Annotated in this window: 20 protein-coding genes; 13 read left to right on the top strand and 7 right to left on the bottom strand. The window is 65.9% G+C overall.

What is annotated here, in order from left to right:
- The first annotated feature begins 125 nt into the window (after positions 1–125).
- From N2603_RS35600 to N2603_RS35590, 3 genes are read left to right on the top strand one after another with little or no spacing between them, the layout of a single operon-like run.
- Positions 126–623 (top strand): (2Fe-2S)-binding protein, encoded by a 498-nt coding sequence (locus tag N2603_RS35600; protein WP_260385809.1) that lies wholly within the window; start codon positions 126–128, stop codon positions 621–623.
- Positions 620–1,675 (top strand): FAD binding domain-containing protein, encoded by a 1,056-nt coding sequence (locus N2603_RS35595; RefSeq protein WP_260385808.1) that lies wholly within the window; start codon positions 620–622, stop codon positions 1,673–1,675. Before N2603_RS35600 ends, N2603_RS35595 begins: the two co-directional genes overlap by 4 nt.
- Entirely contained in the window at positions 1,668–3,929 is a 2,262-nt protein-coding gene (locus N2603_RS35590) for a xanthine dehydrogenase family protein molybdopterin-binding subunit (protein ID WP_260385807.1), read from the top strand. Before N2603_RS35595 ends, N2603_RS35590 begins: the two co-directional genes overlap by 8 nt.
- Positions 3,930–3,971: 42 nt before the next feature.
- Here N2603_RS35590 and N2603_RS35585 read toward each other — a convergent pair whose 3' ends face one another.
- Both N2603_RS35585 and N2603_RS35580 read right to left on the bottom strand, forming a co-directional pair.
- A complete protein-coding gene (locus N2603_RS35585; protein WP_167526364.1) occupies positions 3,972–4,124 on the bottom strand; it encodes a hypothetical protein in 153 nt (50 codons plus the stop codon).
- Positions 4,125–4,266: 142 nt separating this feature from the next.
- Positions 4,267–4,815, bottom strand: coding sequence for a cupin domain-containing protein (locus N2603_RS35580; protein WP_018646206.1), 549 nt, complete (start codon positions 4,813–4,815; stop codon positions 4,267–4,269).
- A 149-nt stretch (positions 4,816–4,964) separates the two neighbouring features.
- Here N2603_RS35580 and aptA point away from each other — a divergent pair, with 149 nt between their 5' ends.
- A complete protein-coding gene (aptA, locus tag N2603_RS35575; protein WP_260385806.1) occupies positions 4,965–6,293 on the top strand; it encodes an omega-aminotransferase AptA in 1,329 nt (442 codons plus the stop codon).
- A 70-nt stretch (positions 6,294–6,363) separates the two neighbouring features.
- A complete protein-coding gene (locus N2603_RS35570; protein ID WP_260385805.1) occupies positions 6,364–7,629 on the top strand; it encodes a D-amino acid dehydrogenase in 1,266 nt (421 codons plus the stop codon).
- Positions 7,630–7,962: 333 nt separating this feature from the next.
- Here the strand turns inward: N2603_RS35570 and N2603_RS35565 are convergent, their stop codons facing one another.
- A complete protein-coding gene (locus tag N2603_RS35565; protein WP_260385804.1) occupies positions 7,963–8,619 on the bottom strand; it encodes a helix-turn-helix domain-containing protein in 657 nt (218 codons plus the stop codon).
- Between the two features lie 181 nt (positions 8,620–8,800).
- Between N2603_RS35565 and N2603_RS35560 the strand changes: the two genes are divergently transcribed.
- Genes N2603_RS35560 through N2603_RS35545 form a run of 4 tightly spaced genes read left to right on the top strand, consistent with a single transcriptional unit; the run spans position 8,801 to position 12,272 of the window.
- Positions 8,801–9,559: an ABC transporter substrate-binding protein gene (locus N2603_RS35560; RefSeq protein ID WP_018646201.1), complete on the top strand. Its 759-nt coding sequence runs from the start codon at positions 8,801–8,803 to the stop codon at positions 9,557–9,559.
- A gap of 32 nt (positions 9,560–9,591) precedes the next feature.
- Positions 9,592–10,245: an amino acid ABC transporter permease gene (locus N2603_RS35555; RefSeq protein WP_018646200.1), complete on the top strand. Its 654-nt coding sequence runs from the start codon at positions 9,592–9,594 to the stop codon at positions 10,243–10,245.
- Positions 10,242–10,973, top strand: a complete 732-nt coding sequence (locus N2603_RS35550; protein ID WP_018646199.1) for an amino acid ABC transporter ATP-binding protein — start codon at positions 10,242–10,244, stop codon at positions 10,971–10,973. The genes N2603_RS35555 and N2603_RS35550 overlap by 4 nt, the downstream gene beginning before the upstream one ends.
- 12 nt (positions 10,974–10,985) lie before the next feature.
- The gene (locus N2603_RS35545) at positions 10,986–12,272 is read left to right on the top strand and encodes an NAD(P)/FAD-dependent oxidoreductase (protein ID WP_260385803.1); all 1,287 of its coding nucleotides are present in this window, start codon (positions 10,986–10,988) and stop codon (positions 12,270–12,272) included.
- Between the two features lie 51 nt (positions 12,273–12,323).
- On the opposite strand, the gene N2603_RS35540 is transcribed toward N2603_RS35545, so the two are convergent.
- On the bottom strand, positions 12,324–12,542 hold the full coding sequence (locus N2603_RS35540; RefSeq protein WP_260385802.1) for a hypothetical protein: 219 nt from the start codon (positions 12,540–12,542) through the stop codon (positions 12,324–12,326).
- A 154-nt stretch (positions 12,543–12,696) separates the two neighbouring features.
- Positions 12,697–14,286, bottom strand: a complete 1,590-nt coding sequence (locus N2603_RS35535) for a gamma-glutamyltransferase family protein (protein ID WP_260385801.1) — start codon at positions 14,284–14,286, stop codon at positions 12,697–12,699.
- A 124-nt stretch (positions 14,287–14,410) separates the two neighbouring features.
- Here N2603_RS35535 and N2603_RS35530 point away from each other — a divergent pair, with 124 nt between their 5' ends.
- Entirely contained in the window at positions 14,411–15,184 is a 774-nt protein-coding gene (locus tag N2603_RS35530) for an enoyl-CoA hydratase-related protein (RefSeq protein ID WP_260385800.1), read from the top strand.
- Positions 15,185–15,271: 87 nt separating this feature from the next.
- Here N2603_RS35530 and N2603_RS35525 read toward each other — a convergent pair whose 3' ends face one another.
- Both N2603_RS35525 and N2603_RS35520 read right to left on the bottom strand, forming a co-directional pair.
- Positions 15,272–15,448 carry a hypothetical protein gene (locus N2603_RS35525; protein ID WP_260385799.1) on the bottom strand — a complete coding sequence of 59 codons (177 nt, stop codon included), beginning with the start codon at positions 15,446–15,448 and terminating at the stop codon, positions 15,272–15,274.
- Positions 15,449–15,458: 10 nt separating this feature from the next.
- Entirely contained in the window at positions 15,459–15,692 is a 234-nt protein-coding gene (locus N2603_RS35520; RefSeq protein ID WP_018646193.1) for a DUF6894 family protein, read from the bottom strand.
- Between the two features lie 200 nt (positions 15,693–15,892).
- On the opposite strand from N2603_RS35520, the gene N2603_RS35515 reads away from it, so the two are divergent.
- The 3 genes from N2603_RS35515 (at position 15,893) to N2603_RS35505 (ending at position 20,017) form a co-directional block, all read left to right on the top strand.
- The gene (locus N2603_RS35515) at positions 15,893–17,965 is read left to right on the top strand and encodes a PQQ-dependent sugar dehydrogenase (protein WP_260385798.1); all 2,073 of its coding nucleotides are present in this window, start codon (positions 15,893–15,895) and stop codon (positions 17,963–17,965) included.
- The gene (locus N2603_RS35510; RefSeq protein ID WP_260385797.1) at positions 17,922–18,860 is read left to right on the top strand and encodes an SMP-30/gluconolactonase/LRE family protein; all 939 of its coding nucleotides are present in this window, start codon (positions 17,922–17,924) and stop codon (positions 18,858–18,860) included. Before N2603_RS35515 ends, N2603_RS35510 begins: the two co-directional genes overlap by 44 nt.
- A gap of 131 nt (positions 18,861–18,991) precedes the next feature.
- A complete protein-coding gene (locus tag N2603_RS35505) occupies positions 18,992–20,017 on the top strand; it encodes a histone deacetylase family protein (RefSeq protein ID WP_260385795.1) in 1,026 nt (341 codons plus the stop codon).
- The last annotated feature ends 60 nt before the right edge of the window (positions 20,018–20,077 follow it).

The raw sequence follows: 20,077 nt of genomic DNA, 5'->3' as shown, positions 1-20,077 counted from the left end.
GAGGGTGCCTCCGTATCTTCACTGAGATGTTGGCCCGGCTCCGCCCGGTCAATTCGAAATCGACGGCGGCCACGGCGGTGGCGCGCTGCGCGATGAGCCATGTCCATATCTGATCGGAGCCTTGTATGAACCACTCCATCAGCCTCACCGTGAACGGTGCGCGGCGCGACTTCGTCCTCGACGATCCGCGCGTCACGCTGCTCGATCTCCTGCGTGAGCGCCTCCATCTGACCGGAACCAAGAAGGGATGCGACCGCGGCCAGTGCGGCGCCTGCACCATCCTCGTCGACGGCAAGCGCATTAACTCCTGCCTCGCGCTCGCCATCAGCCATGACGGCGCCGAGATCCTCACCATCGAAGGCGTCGCGCGGGGCGATCAGCTTCACCCGGTCCAGGCCGCTTTCATCGCCCAGGACGGCTTCCAGTGCGGCTTCTGCACCCCCGGCCAGATCATGAGCGCGATCGGCATGATGCAAGAGGCCCAGGCCGGCAACGATCCCGAACGCATCCGCGAATGCATGAGCGGCAATCTGTGCCGCTGCGGCGCCTATGCCGGCATCGTCGATGCCGTGCTGGAAGCGCAGGCCGGCATGGACGAAACCAACCAGAGGCGCTCCGCATGAAACCGTTCGATTATGTCAGGCCCGCCACAGTCACTGAAGCCGTTGCCGCCGCCGCGCAGCCGGGCGCCGTTTATCTTGCCGCCGGCACCAATCTGCTCGATCTGATGAAGGGCGGCGTCAGCCGGCCGGATCGCCTCGTCGATGTCACGCATCTCCACGGGCTCGATCAAATCGAGACGCTCGCCGACGGATCGTTGCGCATCGGCGCGCTGGTGAGCAACGCTGATCTCGCGCATGATCCGGAATTCGCAAGGACTTATCCCGCCGTGGCCGAAGCGCTGCTCTCCGGTGCGTCGGCGCAATTGCGCAACGCCGCCACCGTCGGCGGCAATCTGCTGCAGAGGACCCGCTGTGCGTATTTCTACGACACCGCCAGCCGCTGCAACAAGCGCGAGGCCGGCTCCGGCTGCGACGCCCGCGATGGCGAGAACCGCGGCCATGCCGTACTCGGCTGGAGCGAGAGCTGCATCGCCACGCATCCGTCCGACTTCTGCGTGCCGCTCGTCGCACTCGATGCCGTCGTCGAGATCGAAGGCAGGAGCGGCCGGCGCGAGATCGCGCTCGACGCGCTGCACCGCCTACCGGGCAATACGCCCGAGCGTGAGTCGGCGCTCGAGCCCGGCGACCTCATCGTCGCCGTGCGCCTGCCGCCCGCAGCGCGCGGCTTCGCCGCGCACGCGCGTTACCTCAAGGTTCGCGAGCGCACGTCCTATGCCTTCGCCGTCGTCTCGGCTGCGGCTGCGTTGCGGATCGAGAACGGCAAGATCGCCGAAGCGCGGCTTGCGCTCGGCGGTGTCGCCGCAAAGCCCTGGCGTGCCCGCGCCGCGGAGGACGTTCTGAGGGGTGTCGCGCCGACGGCCGACGCCTTCCAGGAAGCCGCCTGGCGCGCGCTCACCGACGCAAAGCCGTCCGGCGACAACGCCTTCAAGATCGAGCTCGCGCGCCGCATCGTCGTGCGCGCGCTGACACTTGCCGCTGCCGGTACGCCTGCGCGTATCCCCGCGCTGCCGGCATCGCCCTTTGCCTCGACCTCCGGAGCCATCCATGCCTGAGCTCAATCTGTCCAGCTCTCCCGCCCATCTGCGGCACGGCTCGAACATCGGCCAGCCGCTGACCCGCCGCGACGGCGTCCTCAAGGTCAAGGGACAGGCGACCTACGCCGCCGACAATCATCCACCCGGCCTGCTGTTTGCGGTGATGGCGGTCGCGAGCATTTCGCGCGGCCGCGTGGTCTCGCTCGATGTCGCGGCGGCCAAGCGCCATCCCGGCGTCGTCGATGTCATGACGCCGGACCACAAGCCTGAGCTCGCAATCGATCCTGAAATCAAGACCAATCCGTTCGTGTTTCGGATGGAGGTGTTGCAAAGCAATGAGGTCCGCTACGCCAACCAGCCGATCGCCGTCGTGATTGCCGAGACGCTGGAGGCGGCGACGGAAGGCGCGCTGCTGCTGGCGCCGCGTTACGAAACGTTGCCGGCGCTCGTGGGGCTCGATGCCGGCGAAAGCTTCGTGCCGCCGGTCGTCGGTGTCGGCAATCCCACGGAAAGCCACCGCGGCGATGTCGAGGCTGGCCTCGCCACGGCTGAAAAGCAGATCGACGCGACTTACGAGACGCCGCCGCAATATCACAACGCGATGGAGCCGCATGCGATCGTCGCCTCCTGGGATGGCAACCGTCTGCAGATCGACATGCCGACCCAGGGCCTGATGCTGTCGCTGGCGCGCATCGCCGAATTGTTCGGCATCGCGCACGACAAGATCCACATCCGTAGCCCGTTCCTCGGCGGCGGCTTCGGCTCCAAGGGATTGATGGCCGGGCCGCCAACGCTCGGCATCATGGCGGCAAAACTCGTCGGCAGGCCGGTCAAGCTGGTGCTGCGCCGCGAGCAGATGTACGGCCCGGTCGGTCACCGCGCGCCGACGCGGCAGCGCTTGCGCATCGGCGCCGACGGCGAGGGACGCCTGACCGCGCTCGATCATCATGCAAGGACCGTGTCGAGCACCTTCGACGATTTCTACGAGCCCGCGGCCGACGCCTCGCACACGCTCTATGCGGCGCCTGCGATCCGCACCTCGCACGATGCCGTGCGCGTCAACACCGGCACGCCGCTGTTCATGCGCGCGCCCGGCGAGGCGACCGGCTCGATCGCGCTGGAGAGCGCGATCGACGAGATGGCCTGGGCCTGCGGCATGGATCCGCTGGCCTTCCGCCTGAAGAACTACGCCGAGGTCGAGCCGATGACGGGAAGACCGTTCTCCTCGAAAGCGCTGCGCGCCTGTTACGATCAGGGCGCAGCGCGTTTCGGATGGGCGAAGCGCTCGCTCCAGCCCAGACAGATGCGCGACGATGCCGGACTTCTGGTCGGCTGGGGGATGGGCACCGCGACGTTCCCCGCGCTGATGTTCCAGGCCGAGGCGCGCGCTGTGCTCCGCCGCGACGGCTCGGGCGCGATGGAGATCGGCGCGCACGACATGGGGCAGGGCGCCTGGACGGCGCTGGCGCAGATCGCGGCCGATGCCGTCGGTCTCGATATCGACCGCGTGGACTTCAAGGCCGGCACATCTGACCTGCCCGATGCCGGCATTGCCGGCGGTTCGGCGCACACGGCGACCGCGGGTGCTGCGATCCACAGCGCCGGCGCGGCCGTGATCGCAAAGCTTGCCGATCTCGCCACCAATGATGAGCGCTCGCCGCTGTTCGGCGCCGGCAATGCCGGTGTGATCGCGCGGGACGGCAGGCTGATCCGTCGTGACGACGAGAGCCGCAACGAGAGCTATGCGGAGATCCTCGCGCGTGCCGGCGTTGCCGAGGTCGAGGCCCGCGGCACCGGCGCGCCGAACCCGGCGGCGATGGAGCAGTATGCGATGCATGCCCATGGCGCGGTGTTCGCGGAGGTGAAGGTCGATCCCGAGCTCGGCCAGGTTCGCGTCACCCGCATGGTCGGCGCCTTCGCAGCGGGACGCATCGTCAATCCGCATCTGGTGAAGAGCCAGCTGTTCGGCGGCATGATCTGGGGCCTGTCCTTCGCGCTGCACGAGGAAGCCATCACCGACCGCCGCAGCGGCCGCATCATGAACGCCAATCTCGGCGAGTACCACATCCCCGTGAATGCCGACGTGCCGCCGCTCGATGTGATCACGGTCGAGGAGCACGATCCGCATGTGAATGCGCTCGGCATCAAGGGTGTCGGTGAGATCGGCATCACCGGCAGTGCCGGTGCGGTCGCCAACGCCGTCTGGCACGCGACCGGCGTACGCGTCCGCCGCTTCCCGATCCGGATCGAGGAGTTGCTGACGCAGCGTTGAGACAGAATGCGGCGCGAGATCCTCTCGCTCCGCCGCGTCTCGCTAATGCAGCTTCTTGCGGACCGCCTTGAGCGCCTCGCGCTGCATCTCGATGTAGTCGGCGATAGCCTTGCGCAGCTCCTGCGAGCGGAGCTTGTCGGCATCGCGCTGGACTTCGTCGAGCGCGGCTTCGGCGTTGGCGAGCGTGATCTTCATCTGCGAGCCTTATGAAGCGGCGCCGGAATGTCTCTCGGCTGCGGCTCGCATCATATAGAGGAACGGCTCGCGGAAATTGAGATGCCTCAAGGTCCGTAAGACACCGGGGCACTCCGTAGGATCCCGGATGCCGCCGATCGCGTCAGAACGTCGGCGGCGTGCACGCCGAGATCACTTCACACGGCTTGCCGCCGACGCAGCGGAAGCGATGCGGGCGGCGGCTCTCGAAATAATAGGCATCGCCTGGATTGAGAATGCGGCGCTCGTCCTCGACGGTGACTTCGAGCTTGCCTGATATCACGATGCCGCCTTCCTCGCCGTCATGGACGAGATGCACGCGTCCGGTGTCGCTGCCGGGCTCGTAGCGCTCCTTCAAGATCTGCAGGCTGCGGCCGAACAGATTGTCGCCGACCTGCCGATACGAGATCGGCTTCTTGCCGACCTCCGTCAGCTCCTCCGCGCGGTAGAAGATCTTGCGCCTGGACTCCGGCTCCAGCGCGAAGAACTCGGCGAGCCCCATCGGGATGCCGTCGAGGATGCGCTTGAGCGCGCCGACCGATGGGTTCATCTGGTTGGATTCGATCAGCGAGATCGTCGAATTGGTGACGCCGGCGCGTTTGGCAAGCTCGCGCTGCGACAGCTTGTGGCGCGCCCGGATGAATCGCAGCCGTCCACCGATGTCGACGCTCATAGCCCAGGTCCTGTGTTTCAGGTGTTGCGGATCGCGCAAATATGGACTAGCTGCCCCAGCAAAATCAATGGCTTGCAGGTCACCAGAAAAGGACTTGTTGCGCTTTCCAAGCCGTGGCTCTGCTAGTGGGTCAGCAAAGGAGCGCGGCCGTGACCCTTCATCAGATTCCGAACACTATCAAGACCGACTCGTTCTGGATGCCGTTCACGGCCAACCGGCAGTTCAAGAAGGCGCCGCGCCTGTTCTCCTCGGCCGAAGGCATGCACTACACCACCGTCGACGGCCGCAAGGTGATCGACGGCTCTGCCGGCCTCTGGTGCGTCAATGCCGGCCACGGCCGCAAGCAGATCGCCGCCGCGGTTGAGCGGCAGCTGATGACGCTGGACTTCGCGCCCACGTTCCAGATGGGTCATCCGCTGGCATTCGACTTCGCCGAGCGCCTTGCCGAGATCGCGCCCAAGGGCCTCGATCGCATCTTCTTCACCAACTCCGGCTCCGAGTCGGTCGATACCGCGCTGAAGATCGCGCTCGCCTATCATCGCGCCAACGGCCAGTCGAGCCGCACCCGCCTGATCGGCCGCGAGCGTGGCTATCACGGCGTCGGCTTCGGCGGCACCTCGGTCGGCGGCATGGTCGCCAACCGCCGCGCCTTCGCGACTCTGCTGCCGGGCGTCGACCACATCCGCCACACCCACGATCTCACCCGTAACGCTTTCGCCAAGGACCAGCCCGAGCATGGCGTCGAGCTCGCCGACGATCTCGAGCGTCTGGTGGCCCTGCACGGCGCCGAGACCATCGCCGCCGTCATCGTCGAGCCGGTGCCGGGTTCGACCGCGGTGCTGCCGCCGCCGAAGGGCTATCTGCAGCGCCTGCGCGAAATCTGCGACAAGCACGGCATCCTGCTGATCTTCGACGAAGTCATCACCGGCTTCGGCCGCCTCGGCACGCCGTTCGCCGCCAACTTCTTCGGCGTCACACCTGACCTGATGACGACGGCCAAGGGCATCACCAACGGCACCATTCCCTGCGGCGCCGTGTTCGCGAGCCGCAAGGTGCATGACGGCATGATGGTCGGCCCCGAGAACCAGATGGAGCTGTTCCACGGCTACACCTATTCGGCGCATCCGACCGCTTGCGCCGCCGGCATCGCGACGCTCGACATCTACAAGGACGAAGGCCTGCTCACGCGCGGTGCGTCGATCGCCGAATACTGGCGCGATGCGCTGCATTCGCTCAAGGGCCTGCCCAACGTCGTCGACATCCGCAATTGCGGCCTGATGGGCGCGGTCGAGCTGGCGCCGCGTGACGGAATCGTCGGCGCGCGCGGCTACGACGTCATGGTCGACTGCTTCAACACCGGCCTCTATCTGCGCATGAGCGGCGACAGCTTCGCGATGTCGCCCCCGCTCATCGTCGAGAAGAGCCACATCGACCAGATGGTTTCGATCCTCGGCGACGCCATCAAGAAGGTGGCCTGATAATTGCTCTCGCCGTTGCGAGTTATTTCCTTGCAGCGGCGAGCGTGATGCCGCGGGAGTTTGACCAAGCGTGAAAGTTCTGATCCTCGGCAGCGGTGTCATCGGTGTCACCTCTGCCTACTACCTCGCACGTGCCGGCCATGATGTGACGGTCGTCGACCGTCAGCCGGAGCCGGCACTGGAGACCTCTTTCGCCAATGCCGGCGAGGTGTCGCCCGGCTATTCCTCGCCCTGGGCCGGCCCCGGCGTGCCGGTGAAGGCGGTCAAGTGGCTCTTGATGAAGCACGGCCCACTGGTGATCCGGCCGAAGCTCGACCCCGTCATGTGGGTCTGGCTGCTCAAGATGCTGCGCAACTGCACCAGCGAACGCTATGCGGTCAACAAGAGCCAGATGATTCCGATCGCGGAATACAGCCGCGATGCCTTGCGCGATCTGCGCCGCGACATCGGCATCCAGTATGACGAGCGCTCGCAGGGCACGCTGCAGCTGTTCCGTTACCAGTCCCAGCTCGACGGCACCGGCGAAGACATCGCCGTGCTCAAGCAATATGGCGTGCCCTTCGAGGTGCTGAGCCGCGAAGGCTGCATCGCGGTCGAGCCGGCGCTCGCCGGCGTAAAGGAGAAGTTTGCCGGCGGGCTCCGCCTGCCGCAGGACGAGACCGGCGACTGCCACATGTTCACGCAGGCGCTGGCCAAGCATGCCCAGGCGCTCGGCGTGCGTTTCATGTTCAACACCGGCATCGATCGCATCGTCACCGACGGCGCGCGTGTCAGCGGTGTCGCGACCAGTGCCGGCCTGTTGCAGGCAGATAGTTACGTGCTCGCGCTCGGCAGCTGGTCGCCGCGGCTCGTCGCGCCGCTCGGCATCTCGCTGCCGGTCTATCCGGTGAAGGGCTATTCGATCACGGTGCCGATCAAGGACGCTTCCGGCGCGCCGGAATCGACCGTGATGGACGAGAGCTACAAGGTCGCGATCACCCGCCTCGGCAATCGCATTCGCGTCGGCGGGACTGCCGAAATCTCGGGCTATTCGAGCAAGCTGTACGACGCGCGCCGCGCCACGCTCGATCATTCCCTGACCGACCTGTTCCCGCGCGGCGGCGACCTGTCCAAAGCGACCTTCTGGAGTGGCCTGCGTCCGATGACGCCGGACGGCCCGCCCGTGATCGGCCCGACCCACTTCGCCAACCTGCATCTCAACACCGGCCACGGCACGCTCGGCTGGACCATGTCCTGCGGCTCGGGGCGCGTGCTCGCCGACATGCTGTCGGGCAAGAAGCCGGACATCGACGTGAGTGCGCTGTCGGTGGAGCGGTACAAGTACCGGTTTGGGTGACACTCTATCCCCTCGTCATTGCGAGGAGCCCTTGCGACGAAGCAATCCAGGCTGTCTCCGCGGCAAGACTCTGGATTGCTTCGCTGCGCTCGCAATGACGGTGCGGAGGCATCGCGGATCCACTCCATCACCGTCACCCTGAGGCGTGAGCTGCGCGGCGCAACGCGCCGTGCGGCGAGCCTCGAAGGGCGACGGCCCGGCTGTGGCCGTGCATCCTTCGAGGCTCGACTTGCGATGCGATCGCATCGCAAGTCTCGCACCTCCAGCGACAACGGCTTCGCCGTTGCGCGGGGATGACGGGGATGGAGTTGCGTTCGCGGTCCGACGAGTGAGCTACCCGGCCCCCGTCACGCAATTCACCCACAGCACCACGGCCTTTGCATCGTTCGCCGGGTTCGAAAACCGGTGCGGCCTTCGGCTCGCGAACCGAAAACTGTCGCCTTGCTTCAGCGACCAGGTCTCGCTGTCCACCGTCAGCATCATCTCGCCTTCGAGCACGAGGCCGGCTTCTTCGCCGTCATGGGTGTAGAGCTCGTCGCCGGTGGAGCCGCCGGGCTCCAGATGCACCAGGAACAGGTTGAGCCGGTTGTCGGCGCTCGCCGGGCTCAGCAATTGTTTTGAGACGCCGGTGCGCCACAGCTTCAGCTCGGGGCGCTGCAGGCCGCGCGTCACCACCTGGTCGGATGCGCCGTCAGCACTTGGGCTCGCGCCGAACAGCGCGGCGATGCCGACGCCGAGCACGTCGGCGAGCGTCGCCAGCACGCGCAGCGACGGCGACGACAGGCCGCGCTCGATCTGGCTGAGGAAGCCGATCGAGAGCTCCGTCCGGGCCGCGACTGTCTCCAGCGAGAACTGCCTGACGCGTCTGAGATCCCGGATACGGCGGCCGACCGCGATGTCCATCGCGGGTTCGGCCGGCTTGGCGACAGGCTTGGCGACGGCCTTGGCTTTCACCTTCCTGGCCGGCTTCGCGGCGGCCGGTTTGCGCATTCTTTTGCCACCGCTCACGTCAAACCGCTTCCTTCATGTGCATGAAAACCGCTTGCATCATCAGCGAAAGTGTGACCAGATTTTCATATTGGTGAAAATAGGCCGAAACGGCTTGGCCCGCAACGTCTGCGATCGAGACATCTGCGAGCGCCGGCACCGGTCGGACCCAAAGGGGGATGCGATGAAGCGTTTTGTTCAGGCCGCAGTTGCGGCGCTCGCGCTGTTTGCCGCCGCGCCAGGGTCGGCGCAGCAGGTGCTGAAGGTCGGCTCGACGCCGACGGGCATCCCCTTCACCTTCCTCGACACCAAGACCAACACCATCCAGGGTATCATGGTCGATATCATCACCGAGGTCGGAAAGGACGCCGGCCTCAACGTGCAGATCGAGCCGATGGCGTTCTCGGCGCTGATCCCGTCGCTGACCTCGAGCAAGATCGACATCATTGCCGCCGCGATGTTCATCACCGCGCCGCGCAAGGAGGTCGTCGACTTCTCCGACCCGATCTACAGCTACGGCGAAGGCCTCGTGGTGCCGAAGACCGACACCAAGGCTTACACCACGCAGGAAGACCTGAAGGGCGAGACCGTCGGCGCGCAAGTCGGCACCGCCTTCGTCGACGCGCTGAAGAAGACCGGCCTGTTTGCCGACGTGAAAGCTTACGACACCATTCCCGACATCCTGCGCGACGTGAACACCGGCCGCCTCAAGGCCGGCTATGCGGACTATCCGATCCTTGCCTACAATCTGAAGCAGGGTGGCTTCCCCGAGGTGCGTCTCGTCGACGGCTACAAGCCCGTCACCGTCGGCTCGGTCGGCATCGGCGTCCGCAAGGGCGAGACCGCGCTGCTCGGCAAGATCAATGCCTCGCTGGCAAAGCTGAAGGCCAACGGCACCATCGACAAGATCCTCGAGAAGTGGGGCCAGAAGGCGCAAGGTTGATTGGCAAGACCTGATCGATCGAAGGCTGCCCGATGAAAGGCTTCTTGCACGACGCCGCCGAGTTCTTCCCGATCCTGATGAACGGCGTCGCGCTGACGATCGTCGTCACCATCGGCTCGCTGCTGCTCTCGACGGTACTTGGTCTGATCTGGGCGATGATGCGGGTCTCCGGCATCAAGGCGCTGTCGATGCTCAGCGCCAGCCTGATCAACGTCATCCGCGGCATCCCGATCATCGTGCTGTTGTTCTACCTCTACTTCGTGATGCCGGATCTCGGCGTCACGCTGTCGGCCTTGCAGGCCGCCATCCTCGGGCTCGGCATCGCCTATTCGGCCTATCAAGCGGAAAACTTCCGCGCCGGCATCGAGGCGATCGACAAGGGACAGATCGAGGCGGCGCAGTCGATCGGCATGGGCTGGTGGCTGACCATGCGCCGCGTGGTGCTGCCGCAGGCCGTGCGCATCGTGCTGCCGCCCTACGGCAACGTCATGATCATGATGCTGAAGGACTCCTCGCAGGCCTCGACCATCACGGTCGCCGAGCTTGCGCTGCAGGGCAAGCTGATCGCGTCCTCGACCTTCAAGAACACCAACGTGTTCACGCTGGTTGCGCTGATGTATCTCACCATGAGCATCCCGCTGATCCTGCTGGTCCGTCACTTCGAGAAGCGGGCCGGCAAGCGATGATCGAGCTGAGCGACGTCCACAAGAGTTTTGGCAAGGTCGAGGTGCTCAAGGGCATCACGGCTTCCGTCGAGAAGGGCGAGGTGGTCTGCATCATCGGCCCCTCGGGCTCGGGCAAGTCCACCATCCTTCGCTGCATCAATGGCCTCGAAAGCTACGACCGCGGCGAGATCAGCGTCGAAGGATTGAAGGTCGATCGCGACGCGCCGTCGATCGTGAACATCCGCACCCAGGTCTCGATGGTGTTTCAGCGCTTCAACCTGTTCCCGCACCGCACGGCGCTGGAGAACGTGGTCGAGGGTCCGCTGTTCGTGAAGAAGGAGCCGCGTGCCCAGGTGCTCGAGCGCGGCCGCGCGCTGCTCGCCCAGGTCGGGCTCGCCGAGAAGGCCGATGCCCATCCGCCGCAGCTCTCCGGAGGCCAGCAGCAGCGCGTCGCGATCGCGCGGGCGCTGGCGATGCAGCCCAAGGCCATCCTGTTCGACGAGCCGACCTCGGCGCTCGATCCCGAGCTGGTCGGCGACGTCCTCGGCGTGATGCGCAAGCTCGCCGACGACGGCATGACCATGGTGGTCGTCACCCACGAGATGGGCTTTGCCCGCGACGTTGCCGACCGCGTGCTGTTCATCGACGGCGGTGTCATTGTCGAGCAAGGTCCGGCGAAATCGGTGCTCAATCAACCGCAGCACGCGCGCACGCAGGACTTCTTGCGACGCGTGCTGCATCCGCTCTGATCGGTTCTCGCCATGAATGCGCGCCTGCCTCTGCCGCCCTCGCTCTATGCCGACACCGCCGTCGCGCCGGTTGCGACGCCGCCGCTCGATACAGACAAGAGCGTTTCCGTCGCAATCGTCGGCGGCGGCTATACCGGCCTGTCCACTGCGTTGCATCTGGCCGAGCAGGGCGTCGAGGCGCTGGTGCTGGAAACGCAGGAGCCGGGCTGGGGCGCCTCCGGCAACAATGGCGGCCACACCAATCCCGGATTGAAGCACGACCCCGATCAGATCGAGGCGGATTTCGGCGCGGAGCTCGGCCGCCGCATGATCGCGTTCTCCTACGGCACCACGAACTTCACGCACGATTTGATCCGCCGCTACCAGATCCCCTGCGAAGCGCGGCAGAACGGCACGCTGCGCGCGGCCTATCATTTGGCCAGCGCTGCTGCGATCGAAAACACCGCGCAGCAATGCATCCGCCGCGGCATGCCGGTGTCCTACCTGAACCGCGAGCAACTGCGCGAGATGACGGGCACCGACCGCTACGTCGGCGCGATGCTGGACACGCGCGGCGGCGATCTGCATCCCCTGAGCTACGCCCGCGGTCTCGCGCGCGCCGCGATCTCGGCGGGCGCTAAAGTCCATGGCGAAACGCCGGCGCTATCGCTTCGCCGCAACGGCAGTCGCTGGCGCATCGAGACGCCGCGCGCGGTCGTGCATGCGGACAAGGTTCTGCTTGCGACCAACGGCTTCACCGACGATCTCTGGCCGGCGCTCCGCCGCACCATCGTGCCGGTGTTTTCCTCGATCGCCGCCACCGCGCCGCTTTCGGATGAGGCCGCGCGTTCGATCATGCCGACGCGCCCGGTGCTCTACGAGAGCGGCCACATCACCGTCTATTACCGCATCGATCAGCAGAATCGCCTGCTGATGGGCGGCCGTGGCCCGATGCGCTGGATCAACTCACCGCACGACGTCGCCTATCTCATGCGTTATGCGGAGAGGCTGTGGCCCCAAATCAAGGGCGTCGCCTGGACCCATGGCTGGAATAGCCGGCTCGCGATCACCAAGGACCACTATCCGCATGTGCACGAGCCCGCGGAAAACATCCTGATCTCGCTCGGCTGCAACGGCCGCGGCGTCGCGCTCTCGACCGCAATGGGCGCGCAACTCGCCCGCCGTCTGATCGGCGGCGCCAAGGCCGAGCTCGACATGCCTGTCACGGGCATCAAGCCGATCCCGATGCACGCGTTCTGGCCGGTCGGCGTCGCGACCGCCGTGATTGCGGGCCGCGTGCGGGACCGGCTCGGCCTATGAAAAAGGCGCCGCCTTGTGAGGGGCGGCGCCTTGCAGGAATGGCAGATTGCGTCAGCAGCGGCCCTGCTTCCACAGTCCGGGCGGGCACCCGTGACCGCGCCAGCCGACCTTGCGCCCATGGTACCATCCGGGCGGCGTGCCATGGTGATGATGGCCCATCGAATGGCCATGACCGTGTCCATGACCATGCCCACCCTTTGCAAGCGCAGGGTTGGCAAATGTAAAGCCGGCCGCGACGATCAGCGACGCGGCGAGCGCAAGTTTCTTCATCATGTCCTCCAGTGGGGCGAGCGCACTTGTCCGTTCGATGAACGGACGACGCGCAGCTAAGTTCCTTGCAAATGTGGAGGAGTCGTGACGCTCGCAGAGATGCGCAATCGCGTATCGCTCAACGCGTGCTGGCATGCTCTCTTGTTGAACGGAGTCACGCCTCCGCCACCGCCTCGGCCCAGGGCTGGAAGATCTCGACTGCGCCGGAATTGAGCTCGCCTTCGCGCATCACCACGCTCGGGCAGGCGAATTTCTGCGGCAGCGCCTGCACGCGGCTCTCTTCATAGTCGAAGCGCGCGGTGAGAGCTTGGCGCACCTCCGCCGGCAGGCGGGAATCGCCGATCACCACCGCGCCTTCGCTGGCATCGATGCGCGGCTGGTGGATGGCGGCATCGAGGTCCATGCCGAAATCCATCGCAAAGGACACGAGTTGCATCACCGACGGCAGGATGCGGCGGCCGCCGGAGGCGCCGACTGCGAGACGCTTGCCGTCCCTGGTTTCGGCGATGACGGGCGTGTAATTACAGAGACAGCGCTTGCCTGATACGAGCGAGTTGGTGGTGCCGGGCGTCGGGTCGAACCACATGATGCCGTTGTTCATGGCGATGCCGCTGTGCGGCGTCACGTATTTCGAGCCGAACGACGAGAGCAGCGTCTGCGTCACCGCCGCGATATTGCCGTGGCGGTCGACCACGGAGAAATGAGTGGTGCAGGCGGGTGCAAGATATTCGGCGCCGAGCGAGCGCTTGCCGTCGGCATCACCCATGTCCTTGAGCCGCTCGCGGAAGGCCGCCTGCAGGGCAAGGGCATACTCGATATAGGCGGTCGCGTCCGGCGCGCTGGCGGGCTTCAGGCTTTGCTGCAACAGGCGCAGCGCATGCGCCATGGTCGGCCCGGCCGTGAGCTCCGGGGTCGCAAACACCTTGCCGCCGCGATAGGGGATCGCCAGCGGTTCGCGCAGATGGCTGCGGAACGCGGCGAGGTCCTCTACCGACAGCGAGCCGCCGTCGGCCTTGATGTCGGAGGCGATGCTCCTGGCGAGATCGCCCTGGTAGAAATCGCGCGGGCCGGCGTCGGCGAGATGCGACAGCGTCGCCTTCAGATTGTTCAGCGGCAGCCGCGTCTCGGACTTGATGCCCCAGGGCGCACTTGGCGGCAGGCCGTCCTTCAGGAATGTCGCTGCGCTTGCGGGATAGCGCCGGAGGTCGGCCGCCGAGTTCGCGATCGTCAGCGTGGTCCACCAATCGACCAGCAGGCCTTCGCCGGCGAGTGCTGTGGCCGGCGCGACCAGATCCTTCCACGGCAGCTTTGCGTAGCGGCGATGCGCCTCCTCCATGCCGGCGACGACGCCAGGCACTGCGACCGAGCCTGGCCCGTGGATGTTGCGATCATCCTTCACCCGCGGCCAAGGAAACAGATCGGAGGCCGCGCCTTCACCGCTGAGTGGATAATCGGCGGTGCGCAGGCTCTGCGGCGCACACATGCCGTAATCGATCACCTCATAGCGATTTTCCTTGGCGCGGTAGAGCACCATCGCGCCGCCGCCGCCGATGCCGCTGTTCCAGGGCTCCAGCACGTTCAACGCCATGGTGGTTGCGACGATGGCGTCCACACAGTCGCCGCCCGCCGCCAGCACCTCGGCGCCCACTTCGGCCGCTCGCCGCGACTGCGCGGCGACGATACCGCCCTCGGATGTGACGGCGGGTTTGCGGACGGTCTGGGCGAGGCTGAACTGATGAGGCATGGTGTCGTCTTGATCTGTGTCTTGTTGTCTTGGCTTCGTTGCGGTGACGTCGAGCTCCGGATTGGCGGAGCGCGCGGACAATGGCACATTGCCGCCAACGAGAACATCCAAAGGGAGACGCGACATGGCAGGTGTGAAACAAGCGCGGGATGGCGCGGTCGGGATTCTGACCCTCGACGAGCCCGCGAGCCTGAACGCGATGACGCCGGACCTGCTCGGCGCACTCGCCACCGCCATCGCCGAGATGACGCAGGACGAGGGTGTGCGTGCCCTGGTCCTCACCGGCGCCGGGCGCGGTTTTTGCTCAGGGCAGAATTTGAAGGCGTCCGAGTCGCTCGGCGAGGACATCGCCGCCGGCGTGATGCGTTTCTACTGGCCGGCCTTCCGGGCGCTGCGCGAATGCCGCGTGCCAGTCGTCGTCGCCGTCAACGGGGTGGCGGCCGGCGGCGGCTTCAGCCTTGCGATGGCTGGCGACATCATCGTCGCGGCGCGGTCGGCGAGTTTTATTCAAGTGTTCAGCCGCATTGCGCTGGTGCCCGATCTCGGCTCGACCTGGCTGCTGCCGCGCCTCGTCGGCCGGCAGCGCGCACTCGAGCTGATGCTGCTCAACGAGCCGCTGACGGCCGAACGCGCCCAGGAGATCGGCCTGGTGCGGCAGGTCGTCGACGATGCGAAGCTGATGGACGAGGCGCTGGTGCTGGCGCGCCGTCTGGCGGAGGGCCCGACGCGCGCTTTGGTCGCAACCCGCGCGCTGGTCGAGGAGAGCGAGCACGCGACCTACGAGGCACAGTTCCGCCGCGAGATCGAGCTTCAGGCCACGATCCGCAGGAGCGCGGATGCCATCGAAGGGCGCACCGCTTTTGTCGAGAAGCGCAAGGCGAGGTTTACAGAACGGTGAAGGGCCGTTCCCAAACGCATCATGGCCGGGAAACCCGGCCATGATGATGAAGAGACGGAAATCAGCTGGAAAGCGAAGCTGGTGCGCTCAGAGCGAGCGGTCGAGCCGGCTGGCCTGATATTTGGCGCGCCATTTCGGGCCGGGCCCGCGCATATAGTGAAGCTCGGGGCGGTAGGGGTTGCCGGCGACTCTCACCAGCGTCTGCCATTTGCTGGCGACGAAAGTCAGGGGTTGGCGGAGCAGGCTGAGTGAAGCGAGCAGCATGGCATTGACCTCAGTGCGGCTTGCCAAGCATGGCGGTGAAGGGAAGATCGAAGATCTCCTCACCATCGTCATCGCTGACATGGATCACCCAGTCGCGCCAGTCTTCGGCACCGGGCGTCTGGATCATCGAGTGCATGATCTGGGTGGCGCGGTCGCGCGCCTCGGTCAGACTGGCAACGGCGGCGCCGTAGCGGTCGATCAGCGTGCCCTCGGTGTTGGAGCAGTGAAAGTAGACCTGGACCATAAGCGCCTCCTGTAGAAAGCGATTGGGACGGCAAACCGATACCACCCCAAGCATTCGCCAAACATTCGGGTCGAGCCCGGTAAGGGAATTTACGGAGATTGGTCGGCACCAAGGTCGTTACAGGTTTAATCACAGGCGAGTGATGACTGGACGGCGCGCGGGTGCCATGGAACAAGCGTCCCCGGGAAGTCGGGGGCACCGTGAACCAGTTCACATTCGGGAGCGAACGGCGAAATCTGCGCCTGCTGGCAGCGGTCCTGGCCGCCGCGCTGCTCGGCTTCGCCCCGGCTTCGTCCGAGCCGGCCAGGAAGAGCGGCTACGCAATCGGTTCGGATAGCTGCGGCAGCGGTGACCTCGCCTTTCCGCGGATCCAGCTCGACATGAAGGCGGGATTTTGCGCCGGCCTCGTTGCCAGCGAGGAGGACCGCCTCAAATTCCCGCGTTCGATCGTCCAGGTGCCCGGCCGTGACCTGTTCGTGGTTGCCGACATGGGCGGCTGGGGTCACACCGACGGGCGGTTGCTGCTGCTCGATCCGCGCGCTGGAGAGGGCAAGCGGTTCAAGGAGCTGCTGACGGGGCTCGAATACCCGTTCGGCCTCGTGATTGGCCCGGACAAGAGGCTCTATGCCTCGACCGCGGAGACGATCTTCCGGTTCGACCCGCTGGCGGACAACCCTCGCAGCACGGTCGAGACCATCGTCCGGCACATGCCCGGGCGCCGGATCACGTTGCCTGACGGCACGAGGCTCGACGAGAGCGCGCACCCGCTGAAGCAGTTCGTCTTCGATCGCGACGGGCGGCTGTTCGTCAATGTCGGCTCGCACAGCGACGACTGCATCACGCCGGCGCCGATCACAAAGCCCTGCGCCGCGGTCGAAGGGGGCGCGGCGATGGCCGCGATCTGGCTGTTCACGCCGCCCGCAGGCGGCATCTTCCCGGCATTGAAGCCTGGCGATCCCGATCCGCCGCACACCGTCTATGCGCGCGGCTTGCGCAACTCGATGGCGCTGGCGCTGCACCCGAGTTTTCCGGATGCCGGTTACGCCTTCCTGCAAGGCGAGAACGGCCGCGACCTGCCCGACATCTTCAAGCCGAACGAGGAGATCAACGCGATCGAGCCGGGCAGGCACTACGGCTGGCCCTATTGCTACGACCTGTCGACGCCGAGCCCCGAATTCAGGCTCGTGCTGCAATCGGGAATCTACAAATCGTTCTGCTCAGCCAATCCCCTCTACAAGCCGCCGCTCTCGCTGATGCCGCCGCATGGTGCGCCGCTCGCCATGCTCTATTACCACGGCGCGAAATTCCCCGAGCTGGAAGGCAAGCTGCTTGTCGGCCTGCACGGCTATCGTCCGACCGGCAGCCGCGTTCTCGTCTACGACGTTGACGATCACGGCTTTCCCAGGCCGAGCCCTCCGCCGGTGCGATACCACGTCAGCTGCGCAGCCGATCCGACGCGCAGTTTCCAGACCGACACCGGCGAGGTCGCCGCCGCGCCGTTCGACGAACTGATCGCCGGCTGGCACCGCGTCAACGGCGCGCGGCCGCAAGGCGCCCCCGTCGGCATGACGGTCGCGGAGGACGGCGCCATCTGGCTGGTCGAGGACAAGAACCAGACCGTGATCCGGATCGATCGCGCCGCGGGCGATCCGCCTCAGCCGCTCCGCTGCGACACGCGCAGCCAGGCGATGATCGACCAGCTCGCGGCCTTCGTCGCCAGGGATGCACAGAACAGCATTCGCCTCACCACCTTGCGCAAGGGCCTCGTCGAGAAGCACTGCCTCGGCTGCCATTCCGATTTCGGTCTGAAGGCAGGCCAAACGGACGCGGAGAAGGACGGGGCGGCGCTCCGCTTCATGCTGTCGCAGGACGGCTGGATCTATCCAGGCGATCCCGATGCCGGCAGGCTGCGCACGCGCCTGCGCGGCCTTGGCGCCGAGAAGCTGATGCCGCCGGGCGGCGAGAGCCTGCCCAAGACCGAGCCCGGTTACACGCGCCTGCTCGATACCGCGGACCTGCTCGTCGCCAAAATGGTTCCGGGCACGCGGATGCGGATCAAGCCTGGCCCGCCGCAGCGGAAGTTTTTCAGCAAAACCAACAAGGAATGCGGCGAAATACCGGCCGCCAAGGTCGTCGTCGTGACACAAAGGAGCGCTGTAGACAGACCCGGCTTCAGTCGATTCTTCCGGCCGGCCGATCCCTATCTGAATGGCGAGTGCACCGACGACGATGGCTATTACATCCGGCAGGAATTTCTGGTGCCTGTGCAGTAGCATCCTGCTTGTCGCGACGCCGCCGGCCGCTGCCGAAACAAAACTGTTCGACAGCGCGCAGGTGACGCCCGCCAGCGAATACACCTTCGGCATCGAAGGGCCCGCCGCCGATCTCGACGGCAATCTGTTCGTCGTCAATTTCGGCAAGCCCGGCACCATCGGCAAATTGCCCGCGGGCGGTGCGGCGTCGGAGCTGTTCACGACGCTCCCCGAAGGCAGTGTCGGCAACGCGATCCGTTTCGATCGCAGCGGCACCATGTTCATCGCCGACTACAAGAAGCACAACATCTTCGCGATGGCGAAGGGCGCGACCGAACCTGCCGTCTGGTTTCACTCCGACGAGATGAGCCAGCCCAACGACATCACCATCGCGCGCGACGGCACGATCTATGCAAGCGATCCGAACTGGAAGGGGCGCGAAGGCCACATCTGGCGCATCGCGAAAGCCGCGGACGGATCGGTGCAGGGGCAGGTGATGTCGGCGCCGCGCGCGATGGGCACCACCAACGGCATCGATCTCAGTCCCGATGGGAAGACGCTCTTTGTCGGTGAATCCAGCAGCGGCCAGATCTGGTCCTATGCGATCAACGGCAACGAGCTCACCGCGGCAAGACTGGTCAAGGCGTTTCAGCCCGACACCATCGACGGCCTGCGCACGGACGTTGCCGGCCGTCTTTACGTCGCGCGCATTCTCAAGGGCACGATCGCGCTGATGAAGCCGACCGGCGCGGTCGAGCGCGAGATCCCGCTGAGGGCCAAGGAGCCGACCAACCTTGCGTTCGGCGGCAGTGACGGCAAGACCGTCTTCGTCACCCAGCGCCAGGGCGGCTTCATCGAGGCCTTCCGCACCGACCAGCAGGGCCGCGAGCACTGCCTCCAGCGCGGCCGCTGCTAGAGCCCACCGCTTAAAGCCGGTCTGCTTCCCGTGCAGAACAGTGGCGCGAGGGCGGCATTCTTCTTGCTTGCATCCGGCCGCCGCAGGCATCAAGACATCTGTGGCACCCCTCGCGACCACGGAGTGTTTGAGTGAAAGCCGTCCATACCGAACTGCACCGGAGCCACGATCCGCAATTCTTCCTTGTTCGCGGCGTCGTCAAGCGCACCACCGAGCAGCCCGAGCGCGCCGACCGCCTGCTCAAGGGCCTGAAGGACGGCAAGCATCAACTGGTCGAGCCGACCAAGTTCGGGCAGGGGCCGCGGGCACGCATTCACAGTCCGGAATACCTGACGTTCCTGAGCGAAGCCTGGGATGCCTGGACCGCGCTTGGCGATTCCGGTCCGGAGATGATCGGCAACATCCATCCCGTGCGCCACGCCGCGACCTATCCCACCCACATCGTCGGCAAGCTCGGCTGGCACACCGCCGACACCGCGGCGCCGATCGGTCCGGGCACCTGGGCGGCGGCCTGTGCCGCAACGGACGTTGCGGTGACGGCGGCGCAAATGGTGATGGACGGCGAGGATGCGACCTACGCGCTCTGCCGTCCGCCCGGCCATCACGCCTATCGCGACATGGCCGGCGGCTTCTGCTTCCTCAACAACAGCGCGATCGCGGCGGCGCATCTGCGGCTCAAGCACGAGCGCGTCGTGATCCTCGACGTCGACGTCCATCACGGCAATGGCACGCAAGGCATTTTTTACGCGCGGCCGGACGTGTACACGATCTCGATCCATGCCGATCCCGTCGCATATTATCCTTATGTGTGGGGCTATGCGCACGAGCGCGGCGAAGGCCCGGGCCTCGGCGCCAATCTCAACATTCCGCTGCCCATCGGCACCGGCGACGACGGCTACATGCAGGCGATGGACGTCGCGCGCAAGGCGATCGAATCCTTCGCGCCCGGCGCCCTCGTCATCGCGCTCGGCCTCGATGCCTCCGAACACGATCCGCTGAAGGGCCTTGCCGTTACCACGCCCGGCTTCCGCCGCATCGGCCAGGCCATCGCCAAGCTGGGCCTGCCGACCGTATTCGTGCAGGAAGGCGGCTATCTCTCGGATATCCTCGGCGCGAATTTGACTTCGGTGCTGGCGGGGTTTGAAGAGGCAAGGTGAGTTTCGCTGAATAGACCGTCATTCTCCGTCATTGCGAGCGAAGCGAAGCAATCCAGCATC

Origin of the sequence: Bradyrhizobium huanghuaihaiense (assembly GCF_025200885.1) — a bacterium.
GTDB classification, from domain to species: Bacteria; Pseudomonadota; Alphaproteobacteria; order Rhizobiales; family Xanthobacteraceae; genus Bradyrhizobium; species Bradyrhizobium huanghuaihaiense.
The sequence above is the reverse complement of the archived record's forward strand: the minus strand, read 5'-3'. Positions and strand labels throughout refer to the sequence as shown.